The sequence below is a fragment of the Amycolatopsis sp. NPDC049159 genome (genome assembly GCF_040648295.1).
GTDB classification, from domain to species: domain Bacteria; phylum Actinomycetota; class Actinomycetes; order Mycobacteriales; family Pseudonocardiaceae; genus Amycolatopsis; species Amycolatopsis pretoriensis_A.
In genome coordinates this window covers 33,298-52,482 of record NZ_JBEZDL010000007.1, presented here as the reverse complement: position 1 = coordinate 52,482, position 19,185 = coordinate 33,298, and the positions used below count along the sequence as shown (strand labels likewise).

The following is a 19,185-nucleotide window of genomic DNA, read 5'->3' as shown; positions in this document are numbered from 1 at the left end:
GAATCGCTGCTGCCGGAGAGGGACAACGCGGCCGTCCCCGGAGCCGCCCAGTCGCACCCGGCTGGGGCGTGCTGCCCTCCGACCGCGCTCACCGGGCGGAGACAGCGGTCAGCCGCCGGCGTGCTGCGGTCCCTCGCCCCGCCAGACGAAGTCCATCCGGTTCCGGACCCCGACCACGCCGGGAACGGCGAGGGCCAGCCGTTGCGCGGTGGCCACGTCGGCTTCGTACTCGAGCCGGCCGGTCAGCAGGACCACGCCGTGCTCGACGCTCGCGAGCACGCTGTTCTGGTCGGCGTGCAGCGCGTCCTCGAACACGGTGCGGTCGACGTCGGCCCGCAGGTCTTCGTCCGTGCGGAGGAACGTGCGCAAGAGGTCCCGCCGCGCGACGACCTCGACCAGCTGCCCGCCGTCGAGCACGAACAGCCTGCGGACACCGCTCGTCGTGAGCAGCCGCGCGACCTCCGGCAGGGTGGCGCCCGGGGTGGTGGTCCGCGGCGCCGCGGACATCAGCGTGGCCGCGGTTTGCGCGGCCGCCTTCCGCCAGTCCTCCCGCGTCAGGTGGCCGGCGAAGTGCGGACAGCTCGCGCCGAGGGCGTCGTCCTCGTGTGCCTGCCGGCACAGCAGGTCCGCTTCGGTCACGACGCCGAGCAGGCCGCCGCCGGGGCTCACGACCGGGACCGCGCTGACGCGGTCGGTGACGATCATGCCGGCCAGGTCCTTGAACGACGTCGCCGGCGTCGCGGTGATCACTTCCCGGGTCATGACGTGGCCGACGGTCGTGCTGGTGCGCATGGTTCCTTCTTCCGGTGTCCGTTGTGGACGAAGTGGCGGTGCTCAGCGAAGCCAGCTGTTGCGCCGGACGAGTTCCAGCCTCGCCCAGCGGCGACCCAGGCCCCAGGTGTCGCCGGCCGCGAAGGCGGCCAGAACGACGATCGCGACGAGGTACACGAGGTGGTAGTCGAGCAAGGGATTGGTCGAGGAGGTGGCCGTGCCGTCCGAGGTCGTGCGGGCGAGCGGCCATTCGGCGATCCACATCAAGGCGAGCAGGATCGTGCCCGCGACGGCGGCCGGGCGCAGGCCCACCCCGAGCAGCAACGCGAGCCCGATGCCGAGCAGGGCCAGCATGAACAGCCCGTCGGCCCAGCCGGTGCCCGCCCAGTCCCGGAGCATCGACTGCAGCGGGCCGACCTGCACGTGTCCCAGGAAACCCTTGGTGGGCGACCCGCCGCCGACCCAGGCCTGCGCCGGGCTCGTGGCGTACCCCAGCCCGAACGCCTTGTCGAAGAACGCCCACAGGAAGGTCAGCCCCAGGACGATGCGCAGGATCGCCAGCGCCGGGCGGCGGCCCGGTTCGGCCGCCTCGTTCGCCGGCCGGTCGGAGAGGAACGTTTGCGTGGACGGACTGCGGTCCCGGATGGACATGAGGGGCTCCTTCGGTGTCACCCGGAGTATCAGCCCGTCGTGGCGGCCGGCGCAGGTGCCGAAGTCCCCTTTTCGGAGGGGCTTGGGGAACCGGGACCGCGGCGCCGGGGGCGCCAGAGGAACTTGTCGAGCTCAGCGGCCAGGAACGTGGTGACGGCGAGGCCGAGCACCAGCAGCCAGCTCCCGATGGTCAGCGGCCCGGTGTGGAACAGCTCGTTCATCAGCGGGAAGTAGAGGATCGACACCTGCAGCGCGATCATCACGGCGACACCGCCGAACACCCAGGGGTTCCACCCGGTCGGCCGGAACCGGTCGAGGGACCGGCAGCTGAACAGGTACGCGATCTGCGCGAACACGAACACCGTCACGGTGATCGAGCGCGCTTCGGTGACGGAGGCGCCGGTTCGCAGCTGCCAGGTGAACACCGCGAAGGACCCGGCGACGAGGATGACCGACACGAGCGTGATCCGCCGGAGCAGGTCGGCGGTCATCAGCGCCTGTCCCGGTGGGCGGGGGCGGCGGGCCATGATGCCCGCTTCCTTCGGTTCGAACGCCAGCGCGAGGCCGAGGAAGACCGCGGTGGTCATGTTGATCCACAGCACCTGGACCGGCAGCATCGGCAGCTGGACGCCGAGCACGATCGCGACCAGGATGACCAGTCCTTCGGCGATGTTGGTCGGCAGCGTCCAGGCCATGAACTTGCGGATGTTGTCGAACACTGCCCGGCCTTCTTCGACGGCGGCTTCGACGGTTGCGAAGTCGTCGTCGGCGAGGACCATGTCGGCGGCTTCTTTGGCGACTTCGGTCCCGCTGCGGCCCATCGCGACCCCGATGTCGGCCTTGCGCAGAGCGGGGGCGTCGTTCACCCCGTCCCCGGTCATGGCGACGACGTTGCCGCGCTCCTGCAAGAGGGTGACCAGCCGCAGTTTCTGTTGCGGGGAAACGCGGGCGAACACGTCCACACCGGCGAGGGTTTCGTCCGGGGTGACGGCGATTTCGGCACCGGTGAGGACCACCGGTTCGCCGTCGGTCAGCGCGAAGTTCCGGGCGATCGCCCGTGCGGTTTCGCCGTGGTCACCGGTGATCATCTTGACCGCGATCCCGGCTCGCCGGCACGCGGCGACGGCGGCCACCGCGGCCGGACGGGGCGGGTCGTGCATGGCCTGGAAGCCGGCGAGGGTCAGCTCCGCCGGCGGCGCGCCCGCGGGGAAGGCGTCTTCGCCCACCGGGGTGAACGTCGCGAAAGCCAGTACCCGCAGTCCGCGGCGGGCGAGGACTTCCGCCGTCGCCCGTTGCGACTCCCGCTGCAGCGGTTCGACGGCGCCGTCTTCCCGCAGCTGGTCGTGGCACAGTGCGAGCACCTTTTCGGGAGCTCCCTTCAGGTATCCGCTCAGCCGGCCGTCGGCGGTCCGGTGCACGGTGGCCATCAGGTTCCGGCCGGATTCGAAGGGCAGCACGTCGACGCGCGGCCGGGCCGACCGTTCCGCGCCGACGTCCAGCCCCGCCTCCCGCCCCGCGGTGAGGAGGGCGGTTTCGGTCGGGTCGCCGATCGCCGTGGCCGTGCCGTCGGCGGGTTGCGCGTCGTTGCAGAGGACTCCGGTGAGCAGGCACTCCCGCAGGGCCGGCGGGAGCGGGGCGCCACCGGTCCACTCGTGGGTGCGGTCGCCGGCGAACACGGTGGTCACCGTCATCCGGTTGGTGGTGAGGGTACCGGTCTTGTCGGTGCAGACGACCGTGGTGCTGCCCAGGGTCTCCACCGACGGCAGCCGCCGGACGATCGCGCCGCGCCGGGCCATCCGGACGACGCCGATGGCCAGGACGATCGACACCGCGGCCGGCAGGCCTTCGGGGATCGCGCCGACCGCCATCGTCACCGCCGCGGTGAACATCTCCCCGGCGCGGTAGCCCCGCAGCAGGCCGACGAGGAACAGGACGACCGCCAGCGCCACGATGCCGATCGAGAGCCGGCGGCTGAACCCGGCCAGCTTGCGGGTCAGCGGCGTGGTCGGCACCCCGGTGGCGGTCATGAGCTGGTTGATCAGCCCCAGTTCGGTCGCGGCGCCGATCGCCACGACGACGGCCGTGCCCTCGCCCCGCGTCACCACGGTGCCCGCGTGCGCGATGTTCCGCCGGTCGGCGAGTGCGGTGGCCCGGGGGAGCGCGCCGGGCACCTTCGTGACGGGTGCGGCCTCGCCGGTGAGCGCGGATTCGTCGATCTGCAGGGTGTGCGCCGAAATCAAGAGCGAGTCCGCCGCGACCTTGTCCCCGGCGCGGAGGCGGACGAGATCCCCGGTGGCCAGCTGCTCGGCGCTCAGCCGGATCGGTGCACCACCGCGCACCACCCGGACCTCGGTGGTCACCATGCCGGCCAACGCGGCGAGCGCGTGCTCGGCCCGCGACTCCTGGAGCAGCCCGACGACCGCGTTGAGCAGCACCACGGCGAAGATGACGCTCGAGTCGACCAGCTGGCCGAGGCTCAGGGTCACGGCGGCCGAGGCGAGCAGGACGTAGACGAGCGGATCCTCGAACTGGCGGAAGAACCGGCCGAGCGCGCTGGTGGGCCGGCCGGCCGGCAGCACGTTCAGTCCGTTGTGGACGTTGCGGGCGGCGGCCTCGGCTTCGGTCAGCCCGGTTCGCCCGTCGGTCCCGAGCAGGGTGATCGTCTCGGCCGCGTCCAGCGCGTGCGCCGGTGCCCGGCCGGCGGTGTCGGCCTGGCCACCCGGCCGGGCCGGTGCCGGCACTCGCATGATCGGTTCCCTTCGACGGCCGTGGCGAACCTTTCGTCCCGATCCTCCAGGTGATCGAGGTGCCGGGCACAGGGCCGAACTGCTCCACCTCCGGGGTCCGAGGGCCTCGAACTCCTCGACGTCGCCAACCGGACGCGTAGCATGCGTGGTGAGTGCCCCGGACCCGGCGCGACGATCAGCCGACCGAGGAGCACACCATGGCATCCGTTGATCTCGCGGGAATCGCCGAGCCGCACCGCAGCGCGGTGACCGCCATCATCGACCTCGCCCGGCAGGGGCTGTTCACGGATGCGCAGGCGCTCCGCATGATCGGCCGGATCCGCGCCGTGGCCGATGACCTCGTCGTCCGGGAGCGGACACCGTGACGGCCGCGCGGGTCCGGCCCGCTCACCGGTGACGGACACCGCGAACCTTGTGTCCGCTCACGGTTTTACCGCACTGCCGGTTCCCGGCGCCGACGGCGGCCCGGAAATCCGCGGCTGCCCCGGGCCGGCTGACCGACGTCGGTTCAGCCCGGGACGGGGGGCTCGTCGTCCGGCGCCGTGAGGCCGTCGGCGGGTTTCAGCCCGAGGATCGCGAGCAGCGTGGCGCAGTCGCCGGCGTCGTCGGCCGACGACGCGACCACGCGGGCGCCACGCCGGCGTTGCTCGGAGCTGAGCGCGAACGGGTCCGGCTCCCTGCGCGGGGCCACCTTCGGCTGCCTCACCGGCGTGGGGACACGAAGGGAGCGCCCGGATCCGCCCGCGGGTGAACCGGTGTGCCCGGTGTCGCAATGATCATCACAGCCCTCCGCCCGGTCCGGCCACTTCGAGGTGGCACCGCCGAGGTCCGGGGCGGACACCTCCGAGGATAACCCGCCCGGCCCGCTCGGGGCGTCGGCGAACGGGTGGGCCCGGGTGGCCCGCTGCCGGCGCCCTCGACCAGGTCCTGCGCCGGTGCTTGCACGAAACCCCGGTCAGCCACAGCTCGCGAGCGGCCGCCGTCGCCACTCCCGGGTTCGGGGAGCCACGCGCGTGAACCGCGGTTTCCGGCGGCTTCTAGGGGGTCGCCGTCGCTTCGCGTGCGATCACGTCGTCGGCCAGCCGGGCGAGGACGGTGTCGACGGCGGGGCCGAGCTTCTGCACGCAGTCGCAGCCGGGGCCGTGGGCGTCCCGGTGCCAGGCGAAGAGGTACTGCAGGGCGAGCTGGTCGACGCGGAAGTCGTGCTCGGCTTCGATCCGGTCGCGTTCGGCCTGCCGGTTCTGCGACAGCAGCAGCAACGGGGCCGCGTAGGCGGCTTGGGTCGAGAACACGAGGTTCAGCAGGATGAACGGGTACGGGTCCCAGCCGCCCGCCCAGGCCACGAGGTTGAGCCCGATCCACAGCAGCACGATCACGCTCTGCCCGACGATGAACGGCCAGGAGCCGAACGACGCGGTGACCCGGTCGGCGATCCGTTCACCCGCGGTCCGGTGCTCGTACCGATGCCGGTTGGCGGGGGAGCGGTACTCACGCTTGTGTCCTTTTCGGACGTTCATCGGCCCGTTCCGGTCGTGCCTCGGGGTGGCCGGGCCGGTCTCGGCTTCGGTCATCGTTCTCGGGTCCCGTGGTTCGGCGGGTGAGGTCAGGGGACTTGCCCGCCTTCGGTTTCCCAGCCGTCCTCGGTCGTGTCGGGGTGGAGCCGGGGAGCCGGCGGAGCGACGAGGGCCCCGCTCGCGGCCAGGATGTCCGCGGGCCGGTCGGTGTTGCCGCGACGGGACGCGGTCGTCAGCGCTCGGTGGCCCGCGGGGGCCGCCGCCTCCGGTGGAACGACGAGGAGCGTGAGCTGGTCCGGTTCCGGGCCGGTGATCGACAGGACGTGGCCGTCCCGGTCGAGGAGACCGTCGAGCCGGACGACGTGGCCGCCGATCTCCACCCGCCGCGGCGCACTGTCCCATTCGGACACGGGGTACGCCACCCTGGTGAGGTGGCCCATCCGCGCTGTGAGCGCCGCGGCCAGCCCCGGCAGTTCCGCCGCGAGATCACGCGACCGCGGCCACCAGCCACCGTCGACGTGACCAGCCGGCCCGCCCAGCGGTTTCCACCCCAGCCTGGGGGCGGGAGGGGTGGCTCCACGCGGTCGCGCGGAGGGCGTTCCGGTTCTGGCGGGCGATTCCGGCTTCATGCCGCTGTCCCGTCCCGATCGCGGTGATCGATGTGGAGGGCAACCGAGGACGGCGCGGGCTCTGCCGCCGACGCGCGAAATGCCCTCGGTGCCGCGGATTCTACACCTGTCGCCGCGCATTTCGCGGCTCGCTCCGCTGCGGGACGCGATCTCTTCAGGGGCATCCGGGGACCGGTGGTTCGCCGGCCGGCCGCGCGCTCACGGCGATGATGTCCCGGTCGTCGACCCAGCGCACCGGCGCCGCGGGGCCGTCGTCGGCGACGACGGGGACACGGGTCCCGCCGGGGCCGAACTCGGGCCGGCCGGCGAGGGTGCCGGTCCGCGGCGAGCGTGGGTCCGGGTCGGCGTAGGTGACGCGCCAGTTCCCGACACTGAACGCGATCTGGCGCCGAGGCGGGAGGGGAGTGCCGTCGTCCACCGGCGCGCTGCGATCCGGGTTCCCGGCAGTCATCCGTCTTCTCCTCGGTCGTGGGTGCGTTCCCGCGGTGCGGGAACGGCGGGCACGCCGAGGTCTGGGGCGGTCCGGACAGCCTAGGCGTCCTAGGCCATCCACCAGAAATGAATCCCCCGGATGAGGGACCTCGAATGGCGGCGACGGTTCCGGGTCCGGTCGGCGCGCCGGAACGGTCCGCCGTGCGGCGTCGCAGACCGCGGACGTCGCGGAGCCGGCTCAGCCGTCGTGGACGGCCACCGGTCGTCGCTCCGGCACCGGGCCGTGGCCGCCTCTCCCGGAGAGTGTCGCGGAGGCCAGCTCCGCCACGAGCGCGGCCGGTGAACCGGCCTCCGCGAACAGCGCGCGTTGGCGTGCCGCGCCGGTTTCCCCGGCCCGCACCGCGGCGAGCTGCCGGTCGATCGTCGCGAAGTCCCCGTTGGCCTGCAAGGCCGGCCGGACGTACTCCAGGAGCCGGGCGACGAGCACGTGGTTCGGGACGACCTGGCCGGTGCCGGGGTCGGTGCCTTGGCCGGGGTAGCCGCCGCGGGCCGCCGCGGTGAGCGATGCGGCGACCGGCGCGGTCTGCACCGGCCGGGGCGCGAGGCCGGCCCGGGCCTCCGCGAGGATCGTGACCACCAGGGCGCGGGCCAGCCCGGCGAGCAGCACCGCGTCTTCGGCCGTCAAGCCGACGTCCGCGATGCGGATCTCGACCGTCGGGTACTTCGGTGAGAGCCGGGCGTAGTAGTAGACCCCGTTCGCGTCCAGCGCCTCACCACGGCCTACCGCGCCGTCGACGCTCGCGGTGTAGGCGGTCGCGTCCGGCCAGTCCAGCGGCGGGTTGGCGGTCGGCCAGCGCGACCACAGCGGGTACCGCCCGCTGGCCCACCCGGAGTCCGCGTCGTGGGCGAGCGGCGAATTGGCGCTGATGGCGAGGAGCGGGGCGAGCCAGGGGCGCAGGCCGGCCAGGACCCGGACGCCGAGTGCCGGGGACGGGATGCCGACGTGCACGTGGCAGGCGCACGTGCCGGCTTCCGGGAGGAGCGCGGGGTACCGGGCGGCCAGCGCGCGGTAGCGGGGTTCGGCGGTGACACCGGGCAGGCCCGGCAGATCGCCGCAGGGGGGTGTCCCGGACGCCAGCACCAGGCAGCCGGCGTGGCCGGCCGCATCGGCCACGAGCCGGCGCAACCCGAGCAGCTCCGCCCGGATCTCGTCGAGGCGGGTGTGGATCCCGGTGGCGGTCTCGATCTGGAAGCGCAGGAACTCCGGCATCACGGCGGGTTCGCCGTCGAGCAGCTCCAGCACCCGGGGCGCGGCGAGCGCCACCCCACCGGTCGCCGGGTCCGCGAGGACGAACTCCTCCTCCACGCCGAGGGTGAGATCGTTCCTTTCCGGCAGGGAAAGTCGCACGTGCACGGCCGGGCTCCGTCCCTCGTCGGATCGCCAGTCTCACCGGCTCGCCCGGCCCTGCGTAGGGCCTCAGGTCACCCATCGGGGAACTTTCGGCCCTTCCCCGGACCGGCGGTGGACTGACCCGGAGCGCGCGCGGCGATGGAGGCCGTGCGCATCTCCCATTTGTATTCCAGCGGATGCACGCGAATTTTCCCGCCCTTTTCAAAAGAATCTTTCGGCATTACCCGTCCGGTGGGTTCGCGGCGCTCACGATCGGTTAAACTCGGGTGACGCTCCGGACCCTGGTGGTGCATCCAGTCACACTTGGAATCGGAGGCGCTGCGATGGTCCGTTTTTCCGTGTTGTTCGCGCCCGGGGCATTGCCGGGGAAACGTCGATGATCACCGCCGCGCGCGGCGAACCGCTGCCGTTCCGGGTCGAGGTGAGCGATCTCGAAGCGCTCGAGGCGACGACACGCGCGTTCCGCGCCTTGGACTACCGGTACGGCGGCGGGTACTGCCACGTCCCGCTCGCGGCGCTCGCCTCGTGGACGGTTCTGCTGCGCGAGGGATCCGTTTCGCCACGACTGCGGCGACGGCTTTGCGGCGGTCTGGCCGATCTGCACAACCTGCTGGCGTGGACGGAGTTCGACTCCGGCCGCGACGAGCCCGCCCTCCGGTCGTTCGACGTGGCGGCGGAGCTCGCGGTGGAGGCCGGGGACGACGATCTGCTCGCCAACGTCAGCTACCGGCGCGGTCGGCTGCACCTGCACCGCGGCTCGGTCGACGATGCGCTGGCCGAGTTCGACCGGGGGCAGAACGCGGCAGCGCGGGGGGCGTCGGCCCGGGCGCGGGCCATCCTTTCGATCAACCAGGCGTGGGCCTGGGCGATGCGGGCGGACGAGTCCGCCGCCTTGCGGTACCTGGGCCAGGCGATCGACGCGTTCCCCGGCGACGCGTCCGCGGCGCCCTGGACGCGGTTCTTCGACGCGAACGATCTCGCCGCCATGACCGGAACGGTCCGGGTCGAGCTCGGCCGTACCGTGGATCGCCACCACGCGGTGCTCGCGATCCCGTTCCTCGACGACGCAGTGGCCGCTTACGGGCCGGAAATGAGCAGAAGCCGCTCGCTGACCCAGATCATGCTCGCCCTCGCCCACACCCTCGGGCGTGACACCGAGACGGCCGCACGCGTGGGGACGGAGGCCATCAGCCTCGCCCGCGAAATCCGGTCGGTGCGCGCAAAGGGGCGCTTGCGGCCGCTGGAGGCCGCGCTCCGGGCTCGCCCGGGCAGCCGGGCCGGCGGGGAACTGCTGACCCGGATCGCCGAGTTCCGGGCGGAACCCGGGGACGTCCCGGCCGGCTGAGCCCGGCCGGAGGCTGTCACGGCAGCGCGGTGGCGGCGGGAAAAGGTTCCTTCGGCCTTCGGGCGGGGGACGTGTGACTCTGGGCGGATCGTCGCCGCGGTGGACACGATGGTCGGAGGCCGGACGCCCGCGTCGTGCAGACCCGGGCCGGCCGGCGAGAGGACAACGCATGCAGATCCAGATCAGCACGGACCGGACCGTGCCCGGCGGCGAAGAGCTGGTCCGGTACTTCGAAGGAGAGCTGGCCGCCAAGTTGTCGCGGTTCAGCGACCACATCACGCGGCTGGAAGCCCACTTCAGCGAGGAATCCGCTGCCGCCGACGGAATGGACCGCCGCTGCGTGCTCGAAGCCCGGCCGACCGGACGCCGGACCGTGGCCGTCAGCCACCACGCGGGTTCGGTCGCCGAGGCGTGCCGGGGTGCCGTGCACAAACTCGAGAGCGTGCTCGAAGGTGTGTACGGGCGGACGGACCACCACAAGGGCGGGGACTCCATCCGGCACCAGGGCGGGTGGACCGGGTCATGACCGCCCACTGTGGACAGAGCGGGTCGATCGTGCCGTCCGTCGTCATCGACTTCCCGCGCGCGCCGGTCGCCGGTCGCCGGCACCAGGACCTGACCATCACCGTGGAGCGGCTCGGCGAGACGCTGGTCGTCGCCGTGGCCGGGGACGTCGACCTCTGCACGGCGCCGATGCTCCACGACGTCCTGGACGCGAACCTGAGCCGGGCGCCGCGGCGGATCGTCGTGGACCTGTCGCTCGTGCGGTTCCTGAACGCCGCCGGGCTGGAGGTGCTGCTCGACGCCCACCGCCGGGTCTTCCCGGGCACCGACGTGCGGCTGGTCGCCACGACGCGCGCGACCCGGCGGCCGCTGCAGCTCACTCGCACGGATGAACGCTTGACCGTCCACACCTCCAGGGCCGCGGCCATCGCCGCGCCGCGATGGGCGGCGGCGGGAACCGGCTGACCGCGGACCCCGTTTCACTGCTCGGCCGCGCCTGCGTGAAAGCGCGGCGGCTCAGATGCCGGTTCGCTCGTCGGAACCCGGTGGCCGGGCGTCGAGGATGTCGGTGGCCCGCACCAGGCTGATCTGCGCGTCCGAGGCGGACCCCTGCCGGCGGATGGGCACCCAGGTGGTGCTGGTGTGCTCGTCGCGCAGGCTGCGCCCCGCGACGGTCCCGACGGTTTCGCGCCACGCCGGGGTCGCGCGCGACGCGCGACCGGCGCGGTGGCGGTAGCGGACGAGCCACCCGGGTGGGTAACCACCGCCGTGGCGCGTGGGCCAGGTCCGGTTCGCGCTCCCCGCGGTCCGTCCCGCCGGGTACGCATCGGTTTGCTCGTCGTCCACCGTGCCCGCCTTCGCTCGCGGCGCACGGAGTGCACCGTCATGCTTCGCCGGGGTCCGTGGCGCGATTTTCCAGACCAGAACGGGTGGCCCCGGGCGCGGTTCGCCCGGGCGGGTGGTTCTCCGGCCGCGCGGTCAGGCTGCGCACGCCCGAGCTGAAGACGGCGAGCAGGGGCACGGCGAACAGGGCACCCACGATGCCGGCAGCGACCAGTCCGACCGCGAGGGCGAGGACCACGGCCAGGGGATGCAGCCGGACCGCGCGCCCGAGCAGCAGAGGCTGCAGGACGTGGCTTTCGAGTTGCATGACACCGACGACGACGGCGAGCACGATGACGGCCGCCCACACGCCGTTGGTCACCAGCGCCACGAGGACGGCGATCGCGCCCGCGATCACCGAGCCGATGACCGGGACGAACGCGCCGAGGAAGACCAGCGCGCTCAACGGAGCCGCCAACGGGACCCCGATGATCACCAGGCCGAGGCCGATACCGGCGGCGTCGACGAACGCGACGGCCGCCGTGCCACGGATGTAGTGCGCCAGGGTGGTGAACCCGCTGCGCCCGGCCACGTCCACGCGGTCGCGCAGGCGGACCGGCACGGCCCGCAGCACGAACACCCAGATCACGCGGCCCTGGGCGAGGAAGAAGATCAGGCAGAAGACGACGAGCAGGGACTCGGCGAGCAGTTCCCCCACGGTCACCGCCGTGGTGAGCGCGCCCGAGGCGATCGCCGACTTGTTCCGGCCGAGCATGGCGGTCAGGTTGCCGAGCATCTCGTCGAGCTGGCCCTGGCTCAGGTGCAGCGGCCCGGTGCGCAACCAGGTGTGCAGGTCGGTCAGGCTCGCGGTGATCTGGTCGATCAGCCCGGGCATGCCGACGGTGACGCTGATGACCACGAACGTCACCACGCCGCCGGCCAGCGCGATTCCCCCGACCAGCACGATCGCGGCCGCCAGTCCGCGGGGGACCTTCTTGCCCGCCAGCCAGGAAACGGCCGGGGCGAACAGCCCCGCCAGCAGCAGGGCAACGGCGACCGGGACCAGCACCGAGGCCAGCTTGACGGCCAGGAAACCCACAACCGTCAGAGCGGCCGCGACGACCAGCGCGCGCCAGGCGACGGCGGCCGCGACGCGGAGCCCGTACGGTACCGGGGAAGAGTCGGGGTCCGGCATCGGATCAGCGCGCGATGGGGTGCGTTGCGATCATGAAGATCCTGCTCCTGGGGTGGGACGGCCGGGACCGGCGATACTGCCGGTCGCCGCGAGAGCAGGGTCCGGACGCTCGGGAAGCCGCAGCCCGATCCTACCGCCGGCGGGCTTCCGGCGCGCTTTCGTTTCCCCGACCGGAACCCTCCTGAACGGACCGCCACGCGGGAACGCGCCCCCGCGGTCAGCCTCCCGCCGTTCGCGGTCGTGCTTTCGTCCGGGACGCCGACCGCGACGGCGCGCACGTACTCGCCGAGGTTCGGGTTCGGCGTGCTGCGTGCCCGCCACGCCAGGCGCGGTAGCCGGTCGGTGCCCGAAGGGTCCACGGGAATCTTTCCGGGGGCTCGTGCGTTGTAGAAAGTGGTTGCTCTCGTCCGCGCAGCACCTTCGCGGACCTCTTGCAAGTCTTCACCTCCCCGGGTTTGCTCCGCCGTCGGCGGGCTACCCGATGTTCAGTCGCTCCGGACCCTGGCGAAGGCAGATGTCACGGAAAGAGCGAGGGAAATGACCCACACCCTGGACCGCCCGCCGACCCGGCCGCCCCGGGCCGCCGAGCCGATGCTCGCGGGCGAAAAGTCCCGCACCGAAACCTTTCTCGTCAAGCTGTTCGCGGTGGTGCCGTTGCTCGCGCTGGCCGCGGCGGTGCCGTTCGCGTGGGGCTGGGGCCTCGGCTGGACCGACGTCGCCCTGACGGTCGGGTTCTACTTCCTGACCGGGCTCGGGGTGACGATCGGGTTCCACCGCTACTTCACCCACGGCGCGTTCAAGGCCGGCCGCGGCCTGCGGATCGCGCTCGCCGTCACGGGCAGCATGGCGATGCAGGGGCCGGTGATCGGCTGGGTCGCCGACCACCGCCGTCACCACGCCTACGCCGACCGCGCCGGCGACCCGCACTCGCCGTGGCGCTACGGCACGTCCGCCGCCGCGCTCGCGAAGGGTTTCTGGCACGCCCACATGGGCTGGTTGTTCGACCGGGAGAAGACCAACGCGCAACGGTTCGCCCCCGACCTGCTCGCCGACCGCGACATCGTCCGGGTCGACCGCTGGTTCCGGCGCTCACCGTGCTCACCCTGCTCAGCCCGGCACTGATCGGCGGCCTGGTGACGCTGTCCTGGTGGGGTGCGCTGACCGCGTTCTTCTGGGCCGGGCTGGTGCGGGTGGCGGTGCTGCACCACGTCACCTGGTCGGTGAACTCGCTGTGCCACCTGATCGGCGAACGGCCCTATGCCGCCCGCGACAAGTCCGCGAACTTCTGGCCGCTGGCCATCGCCTCGATGGGCGAGTCCTGGCACAACTCCCACCACGCCGACCCCACCGGCGCCCGCCACGGCGTCCGCCGTGGCCAGCTGGACATGTCCGCGCGGCTGATCTGGCTGTTCGAGAAGCTCGGCTGGGCCACCGACGTTCGCTGGCCCCGGCCCGAACACCTGGCACGCAAGCTCAACCCCGGCTACACCGCGGCCCCCCGCGGGTTCGGCAAGCCGGAACGCGGACTGCTCACCGGGACACCGGCACGGCAGCAGCCCGGCGACGGGAGCCGGTCATGACCGCCGTTCGCGACGAGGTGCGCCTGCAGCTGAAACCGGCGGCCGGCGGCGGGTACGTCGACGGAGCGTGGTGGCCGCGCTCCCGCGACGCCGGCGCCGAGTTCGCCGGCGTGCTCGCGGCGGTGCACGACCAGGTCGGCCAGGTCGAGCGGATCAGCTACCCGCTGGGCGACGGCTGGGAGATCACCCACCGCAAACTCGTGGTGGACGGCCACCTCGTGCGGCTGGAAGGGTTCCACGCGATGCCGGCGGACACCCTGGCCCTCATCGGCACGCAACAGCGGCGCCTGCTCCTGCTCGTCGTGGCACCCGGCACTCCGCACGACACCGCCACCGCCGCCCTGAAAACCGCCGCGGACCCGGACAACACGGCGAGCCCCGACGACCTCCTCGCCGCGCGGACCGGGCTGCCGGCGCGGGCGGACGGGTAGCGAACGGGCGCCGGGGCTAGACTGGGTACCACGCCCCGGACCTCGGCGATCCTGGTTTCCCCGGCACGGCTTACCCGGCCGGCGCCCGACCCGGACGGTGAGGCGCACGATGGTGGGACGTTTGGCGGTAGCCGTTCTGATCGGTCCCGTCAGTGCCCTGGCCGCGATCGGTGCCCTCACCTTGCCGGGCGACGTCCTGTTCGGCTGGATCCTGCTGGGCGCCGGCACGGGGATCCTCGTCGCTTTCGGCGCTTCCCGGCTCCGGCGTGGGCGGGATGCGGCGCGGGGACCCGATCTACCGGTGGGCGTGGCCACGGCGGCGGCGTTCGTCACGGTGTGCCTGGTCCTCGTCGGCTTGCTCGCGACCGTGGGCGGCGCCCTGACGGCGACCTTCCTGGTCCTCCTGGTCTCCGGGGGGCTGGGGGCCGGCTATCGCCACCGCGTCACGCCGCCCACCGCGCCGGGGCTCCACGACGGCCCGGTCGCGCGCCCCGTGCCGCCCGTCCCGGTGGCCGACCTGGCCACCGAGGACCTGTGCGTGGCGTGGCGGCGCAGTTACTTCCTCCTGCTCCTCGCCACCGACGAGCCGGCGCGCCGGCTCGTCGTCCAGCGCCGGCAGGACGTCCTCGACGAGATCGAACGACGGGACCGCCGCGGATTCCTCCGCTGGCTCGACAGCGGTGCCAAGGCGGGCAGCGATCCCGGCCCGTACCTGACCACGCGAAGCTGACCGAGGAGGGAAGGACATCATGTGGGTCGACGGCGCACTCCTGGCGTCAGCGGTGTCGGGCGACCGCGCCGCGACGGGCGCGTTGCTGGGTCTGCTGCACCCGGGCGTGCTGCAGTACTGCCGGGCGCGGCTGGGGGACCGGTGGCACCGCGACAGCGATGCGGACGACTGCGCGCAGGAGGTCCTGATCGGCGTGCTGGGCGCGCTGCCGGGCTACCGGCACGGTGCCGGCAAGTTCGTCGGTTTCGTGTACGGCGTCGCCGCGCACAAGGTCGTCGACACGTACCGGCGCCGCGGTGCCGATGTCAGCGTCCCGGTTCCGGAGTTCGCTCCGGAACCCACCGGGCACCAGGAACCGCTCCGCCACGTCGAAGACCTCGAGTGGCGGCAGCGGCTGCACCACCTGCTCGCCCTGCTGGCACCGCAGCAGCGCGACGTCGTGGTCCTGCGGGTCATGGTCGGCCTGTCCGCCCAAGACACGGCCGCGGTGCTCGGGGTCGCCAGCCCGGGCGCGGTGCGGGTGAGCCAGCATCGGGCGCTGACCGCGCTGCGCCGGCACCTGGCCGCCGCGCCGGTGCCGTGATGGCCCGGCCCGGCCCGCGGTTGCGGGTAGGGTGGGTGCCCGCGGCCGCGACAGCGGTGCTGATCCGGACCTGGCTGTGTCCGAGTTGGTGTGGCGATCACGTGCACCGACATGGGCGGAACTGGATGTGGAAACGCGGTGGCTGAGGTCGAAGTCTTGCGCGCGAGTGTGCTGGCCGCCCTGGGCGAGGGAGGGGCCGGCAGCGGCGTCGACGTCGTCGGGCGGGTGTGCCGGGCGTGTGTGCGCCTGCTGCCGGTGGACGGTGCGGCGGTCTCGATGATGGTCGACGCCGGGCACCGCGAGGTCGTCTACGCCAGTGACCCGGTGAGCACGGCGTTGGCGGAGCTGCAGTTTTCCCTCGGAGAGGGGCCGTGCTTCGAGGCGTATGTCTTCGGCGGGCCCGTGCTGGTGCCGGACCTGGCCGCCGGGCCGCCCCCCAGGTGGCCGGTGTTCGCGGCCGAGGCGGCGACGCAGCCGGTGGCCGCGCTGTTCACGTTCCCCGTGCAGATCGGCGCGGTCCGGGTGGCGACCCTCGACACCTACCGTTCGACGCCGGGCTCGCTGAGCCCCGACGAGCTGTCGACGGCGCTGCAGGTGGCCGACATCGCCGCGCTCGCCCTCTCGGGACTGCGCGCCGGAGGTGGTCTGTGGCTCGACGGGGACGGGCGGTGGATGGAGGGCGCGGGGATGCGGTACCGGGAGGTGCACCAGGCCACCGGGATGCTGATCGCGCACCTGGACCTGCCCGCGTCTGCCGCGTTGGCCCGGTTGCGGGCGTACGCGTTCGGGCACGGACGTTCCCTGCTCGAGATCGCGGCCGACATCGTGGCCGGGCGGCTGCGGTTGGACGAGGAGTTCGGTGAGGTACACCATGAAGGCAGCTGACGAACCAGGAGATGGTGGGCATGGCCGACCGTGAACGACAGGTGACCCGGGCGTTCGTCGCGCTGGCGGACACGCTGGTCGACGACTACGACGTCGCGGACCTGCTGCACACGCTGGTGCAGCAGTGCGTGGAACTGCTCGACGTCGCCGCGGCCGGGTTGACCCTGGTCGACGAGCGGGGCGGCTTGCAACTGCTCGCGTCCTCCACCGAGCAGGCGCGGTTGCTCGAGCTGTTCCAGCTCGACATCGACGAAGGGCCGTGCATCGAGTGCTTCACGACCAGCACGCCGGTGCTGGTGGCCGACATCGCCGCGCAGGCCGCGCGGTGGCCGCGGTTCGCCATCGAGGCGGCCAAGGACGGGTTCGCGTCGGTGCACGCGCTGCCGTTGCGACTGCGCAAACAGACGATCGGAGCGCTGAACCTCTTCGGGCCGAACTCGGGGGACCTGTCGGCGGACGACGTGGCACTGGCGCAGGGGCTGGCCGACACCGCGACCATCGGCATCCTCCACGAACGAGCCTTCCGCCAAGGGGAGATCCTCTCCGAGCAGCTGCAGACCGCGTTGAACAGCCGGGTGATCATCGAGCAGGCCAAGGGTGTGCTCGCCGTCAGCGGGCAGCTGAGCATGGACGCGGCCTTCCGGGCCCTGCGCGGCTTCGCCCGGCGGAACAACCTCCGGCTCAGCGACGTCGCCCGCGCGCTGGCCGACCGCGATCTCGCTCCCGCGGTCGTGCTGGCCCCCGCGGAGACGACCACTCCCGCTGACCGGGGTCCGTTGCGGCACCGGTGAAAGGGTGCCGAACGGTCCACCTGGCGGTGACCAACGGCCCTCGCGCCGCGGACGCGGTGCCGTGATGCTGGAGGCGGCCGAACGGCCTTCGACTCCCGGGAGTGCCCATGCGGTTCCGTGATCGCCGGGAAGCCGGCGAGCGGCTGGCCCTGCGGTTGCGACCGCTGCGCGGCGACCGGGCTGTGGTCCTCGGCCTGTCCGAGGGCGGCCTGGTGGTGGCCGGCGAGATCGCCGACGTCCTCGGCGCGCCGCTGGACATCCTCCTCACCGGCCGGATCGAGGCCGCGGGGCCGCCGCCGACGACGCTCGGTGCCGTCGGGGAGGGCGGCTTGGCCGTCTGGGACCACGACGCCATCCGCCGGTTCGACATCGAGGCGGGCGAGCTCACCCGGCTCGCCGACGAAGCGCGAGCCGCGCTGGCCCGGCAGGTCACCGGTTACCGGGGCACGGTGGTGCCGGCGGCGATCGCCGGCCGCACCGTCGTCCTCGCCGACGACGGCGCCGCCACCGGCACGACCGCGCACACGGCGATCGGCGTCCTGCGGGCCCGCCAGGTCCGCCGGATCGTGCTGGCGGTCCCGGTCGCCCAGGCCGACGTGGTCGACCGGCTCGCCCGGGAGGTGGACCAGTTCGTCTGCCTGCGCACGCTGCCCTGGCTGCACGCGGTCGGCAACAGCTACCGGAAGTTCCCCGCGGTCGCCGACACCGAGGCGCTCGACCTGCTGCACCGCGAACCCCGCCTGCCGACCGAAGTTCGCCGGTGACGTCCACAGTGGACTGACGAGTCAGTTGGGGAGGCGCACGGTGATTTCGTCGCCCAGCGCCGCGCCCGCCAGCTCGAGGTCGTCGCCGCTCCAGAACCGGCCGGCGTCGTACCAGTTCGGCCTGCGGTCGTGGGTCAGCAGGCCCATGGCTTCGTAGGTGAGAGCGACGATCTCGGCGCAGTAAGCGCTTTCGAGGCCGGCCTCCCGGGCCTCCCGCCTGCGCCGGGGCAGCCGGCCGCCGAGCCAGCGCGACGCGAGGCGCGCGGTCGACGGGAACGGCGTGCCGTCCAGCCGCGCGATCGTCCGCAGGACGGCGTCCTCCGCCTCTCCGGTGACCGGGTGGTCGAGCTGACGCAGCCAGACCTGCTGGTGGTACTTCTCCGCCCACACGAGCACCGCCTGGCGCAGGTCGTGCAGCTGGGCGCCCCGCTGGTGGGTCCCGGACCAGACGTCCGGCAGGGCCCGCCCCAGCTCCGCGTGCCACATCAGCGGTGGCAGGTCCTCGATCACCACGGCCATGCCGACGTGGTTGACCGGGCTGTTCGTCACGACGCGGATCGTGCGGTCGGCCGCGGACCGGCCTCGGAACAACCACAGGTCACCCGTGCGCGTCACGGCGACGGCTTCGTCGAGATCCAGCTGGTTCCCCGGCACGGCAGTAGCCTAGGCCGATGCGCTGGTGGAAGACAGTGGGACTGGCCGGGCTCGTCGGGGTCGCCGCGACCGGGGTGGTGATCGCCCGCGAAGAACGCCGGCGGCGGGCCTACACCCCGGACGAGATCCGCGAACGGCTGCACGCCCGCCTGGCTGCTTCGCCACCGGCGGCCGACGACCAGCCCGGCGGCTGACCGGACGTCACTCCGGAGAGCCGTTCCCGGACGGCAGGCCGGGTCGGAACGGGATACCCAGGGCCGCGAAAACGCCGAGCATCTTCGCGTTCCCCTCGTCCACGTCGGCGACGAACATCCGCACCCCTTCGTGTTCCGCCGAGACGACGAGCTGTTCGAGCAGCAAGGCCGCCACGCCGAGCGTCGGGCCGTGGCCGTCGACCGCCAGCGCGACCTGCGCTTCGGTCGGGTCGGCGAGGATGTCGTAGCGGGCGATGCCCACCAGCCGGGAGTGCAGGAAACACCCCACCGCGGTGTGCCCGACGCCGGAGCCGCGGGACAGCTGCGTCGAAAGCTCGGCCAGGCCGGCCACGCCGAGACCGAAGAACCGCAGGTGCCGATCCCGCCCGGAGACCCGGGCCCGCAGCGCGAGGACCGCGGCGGCGTCGCGAGCTTCCAGCGTGCGCACCCAGGCGACTTCGCCGTCCGGGAGCAGGGCTCGTACCGGTGGGGTGGCGGTGGACATGGCGTGCTCCTCACGGTTCCGGCGGCCCGCCCGAGTCCGCGGTGCTC

General features: G+C 73.0%; 24 protein-coding genes. 12 read left to right on the top strand and 12 right to left on the bottom strand.

The genetic code is table 11. From position 1 onward, the window contains the following. Positions 1–108 precede the first annotated feature (108 nt). Genes AB0B33_RS14905 through AB0B33_RS14895 form a run of 3 tightly spaced genes read right to left on the bottom strand, consistent with a single transcriptional unit; the run spans position 109 to position 4,169 of the window. Positions 109–792: a CBS domain-containing protein gene (locus AB0B33_RS14905; protein ID WP_360771315.1), complete on the bottom strand. Its 684-nt coding sequence runs from the start codon at positions 790–792 to the stop codon at positions 109–111. Positions 793–834: 42 nt separating this feature from the next. After that, complete coding sequence (locus AB0B33_RS14900) at positions 835–1,422, bottom strand: hypothetical protein (protein WP_360771312.1); 588 nt, start codon at positions 1,420–1,422, stop codon at positions 835–837. A gap of 29 nt (positions 1,423–1,451) precedes the next feature. Then, positions 1,452–4,169 (bottom strand): HAD-IC family P-type ATPase, encoded by a 2,718-nt coding sequence (locus tag AB0B33_RS14895; protein ID WP_360771309.1) that lies wholly within the window; start codon positions 4,167–4,169, stop codon positions 1,452–1,454. A gap of 197 nt (positions 4,170–4,366) precedes the next feature. On the opposite strand from AB0B33_RS14895, the gene AB0B33_RS14890 reads away from it, so the two are divergent. After that, positions 4,367–4,534 carry a hypothetical protein gene (locus AB0B33_RS14890; RefSeq protein WP_247022039.1) on the top strand — a complete coding sequence of 56 codons (168 nt, stop codon included), beginning with the start codon at positions 4,367–4,369 and terminating at the stop codon, positions 4,532–4,534. A 143-nt stretch (positions 4,535–4,677) separates the two neighbouring features. On the opposite strand, the gene AB0B33_RS14885 is transcribed toward AB0B33_RS14890, so the two are convergent. From AB0B33_RS14885 to AB0B33_RS14865, 5 genes are all read right to left on the bottom strand, one after another. Beyond that, positions 4,678–4,860 (bottom strand): hypothetical protein, encoded by a 183-nt coding sequence (locus AB0B33_RS14885; protein ID WP_360771306.1) that lies wholly within the window; start codon positions 4,858–4,860, stop codon positions 4,678–4,680. 346 nt (positions 4,861–5,206) lie between these two features. Beyond that, positions 5,207–5,740, bottom strand: coding sequence for a DUF1003 domain-containing protein (locus AB0B33_RS14880; protein WP_360771303.1), 534 nt, complete (start codon positions 5,738–5,740; stop codon positions 5,207–5,209). 32 nt (positions 5,741–5,772) lie between these two features. Beyond that, positions 5,773–6,312, bottom strand: coding sequence for a DUF5994 family protein (locus tag AB0B33_RS14875; RefSeq protein WP_360771301.1), 540 nt, complete (start codon positions 6,310–6,312; stop codon positions 5,773–5,775). Positions 6,313–6,466: 154 nt separating this feature from the next. Then, on the bottom strand, positions 6,467–6,763 hold the full coding sequence (locus tag AB0B33_RS14870) for a hypothetical protein (RefSeq protein ID WP_360771298.1): 297 nt from the start codon (positions 6,761–6,763) through the stop codon (positions 6,467–6,469). Positions 6,764–6,982: 219 nt separating this feature from the next. Next, positions 6,983–8,158 (bottom strand): YbdK family carboxylate-amine ligase, encoded by a 1,176-nt coding sequence (locus AB0B33_RS14865; RefSeq protein WP_360771295.1) that lies wholly within the window; start codon positions 8,156–8,158, stop codon positions 6,983–6,985. A gap of 373 nt (positions 8,159–8,531) precedes the next feature. On the opposite strand from AB0B33_RS14865, the gene AB0B33_RS14860 reads away from it, so the two are divergent. From AB0B33_RS14860 to AB0B33_RS14850, 3 genes are all read left to right on the top strand, one after another. After that, positions 8,532–9,500 carry a hypothetical protein gene (locus tag AB0B33_RS14860; protein WP_360771292.1) on the top strand — a complete coding sequence of 323 codons (969 nt, stop codon included), beginning with the start codon at positions 8,532–8,534 and terminating at the stop codon, positions 9,498–9,500. Between the two features lie 169 nt (positions 9,501–9,669). Then, complete coding sequence (locus AB0B33_RS14855; RefSeq protein WP_360771289.1) at positions 9,670–10,026, top strand: HPF/RaiA family ribosome-associated protein; 357 nt, start codon at positions 9,670–9,672, stop codon at positions 10,024–10,026. Then, positions 10,023–10,469: an STAS domain-containing protein gene (locus tag AB0B33_RS14850; protein ID WP_360771287.1), complete on the top strand. Its 447-nt coding sequence runs from the start codon at positions 10,023–10,025 to the stop codon at positions 10,467–10,469. The genes AB0B33_RS14855 and AB0B33_RS14850 overlap by 4 nt, the downstream gene beginning before the upstream one ends. Before the next feature lie 51 nt (positions 10,470–10,520). Here AB0B33_RS14850 and AB0B33_RS14845 read toward each other — a convergent pair whose 3' ends face one another. Then, positions 10,521–10,850: a hypothetical protein gene (locus AB0B33_RS14845; protein WP_360771284.1), complete on the bottom strand. Its 330-nt coding sequence runs from the start codon at positions 10,848–10,850 to the stop codon at positions 10,521–10,523. Positions 10,851–10,887: 37 nt separating this feature from the next. Next, positions 10,888–12,021, bottom strand: coding sequence for an AI-2E family transporter (locus tag AB0B33_RS14840; RefSeq protein WP_360771281.1), 1,134 nt, complete (start codon positions 12,019–12,021; stop codon positions 10,888–10,890). 686 nt (positions 12,022–12,707) lie between these two features. On the opposite strand from AB0B33_RS14840, the gene AB0B33_RS14835 reads away from it, so the two are divergent. From AB0B33_RS14835 to AB0B33_RS14805, 7 genes are all read left to right on the top strand, one after another. Further along, positions 12,708–13,601: an acyl-CoA desaturase gene (locus AB0B33_RS14835; RefSeq protein WP_360771278.1), complete on the top strand. Its 894-nt coding sequence runs from the start codon at positions 12,708–12,710 to the stop codon at positions 13,599–13,601. Then, complete coding sequence (locus AB0B33_RS14830; protein WP_360771275.1) at positions 13,598–14,032, top strand: DUF5994 family protein; 435 nt, start codon at positions 13,598–13,600, stop codon at positions 14,030–14,032. The genes AB0B33_RS14835 and AB0B33_RS14830 overlap by 4 nt, the downstream gene beginning before the upstream one ends. Positions 14,033–14,144: 112 nt before the next feature. Further along, entirely contained in the window at positions 14,145–14,762 is a 618-nt protein-coding gene (locus AB0B33_RS14825) for a hypothetical protein (RefSeq protein WP_360772022.1), read from the top strand. 19 nt (positions 14,763–14,781) lie between these two features. After that, positions 14,782–15,345 (top strand): sigma-70 family RNA polymerase sigma factor, encoded by a 564-nt coding sequence (locus AB0B33_RS14820; RefSeq protein ID WP_360771272.1) that lies wholly within the window; start codon positions 14,782–14,784, stop codon positions 15,343–15,345. Between the two features lie 138 nt (positions 15,346–15,483). Beyond that, positions 15,484–16,230, top strand: coding sequence for a GAF domain-containing protein (locus tag AB0B33_RS14815; protein WP_360771269.1), 747 nt, complete (start codon positions 15,484–15,486; stop codon positions 16,228–16,230). Between the two features lie 20 nt (positions 16,231–16,250). After that, a complete protein-coding gene (locus AB0B33_RS14810) occupies positions 16,251–17,021 on the top strand; it encodes a GAF and ANTAR domain-containing protein (protein WP_360771266.1) in 771 nt (256 codons plus the stop codon). Positions 17,022–17,128: 107 nt separating this feature from the next. Further along, positions 17,129–17,785 carry a phosphoribosyltransferase family protein gene (locus AB0B33_RS14805; RefSeq protein ID WP_360771264.1) on the top strand — a complete coding sequence of 219 codons (657 nt, stop codon included), beginning with the start codon at positions 17,129–17,131 and terminating at the stop codon, positions 17,783–17,785. A gap of 21 nt (positions 17,786–17,806) precedes the next feature. Here AB0B33_RS14805 and AB0B33_RS14800 read toward each other — a convergent pair whose 3' ends face one another. Continuing rightward, positions 17,807–18,439 (bottom strand): hypothetical protein, encoded by a 633-nt coding sequence (locus tag AB0B33_RS14800; protein WP_360771261.1) that lies wholly within the window; start codon positions 18,437–18,439, stop codon positions 17,807–17,809. 17 nt (positions 18,440–18,456) lie between these two features. Here AB0B33_RS14800 and AB0B33_RS14795 point away from each other — a divergent pair, with 17 nt between their 5' ends. Then, entirely contained in the window at positions 18,457–18,633 is a 177-nt protein-coding gene (locus tag AB0B33_RS14795; protein WP_360771258.1) for a hypothetical protein, read from the top strand. A gap of 7 nt (positions 18,634–18,640) precedes the next feature. On the opposite strand, the gene AB0B33_RS14790 is transcribed toward AB0B33_RS14795, so the two are convergent. Further along, positions 18,641–19,138, bottom strand: coding sequence for a GNAT family N-acetyltransferase (locus AB0B33_RS14790; protein ID WP_360771255.1), 498 nt, complete (start codon positions 19,136–19,138; stop codon positions 18,641–18,643). Between the last annotated feature and the right edge of the window lie 47 nt (positions 19,139–19,185).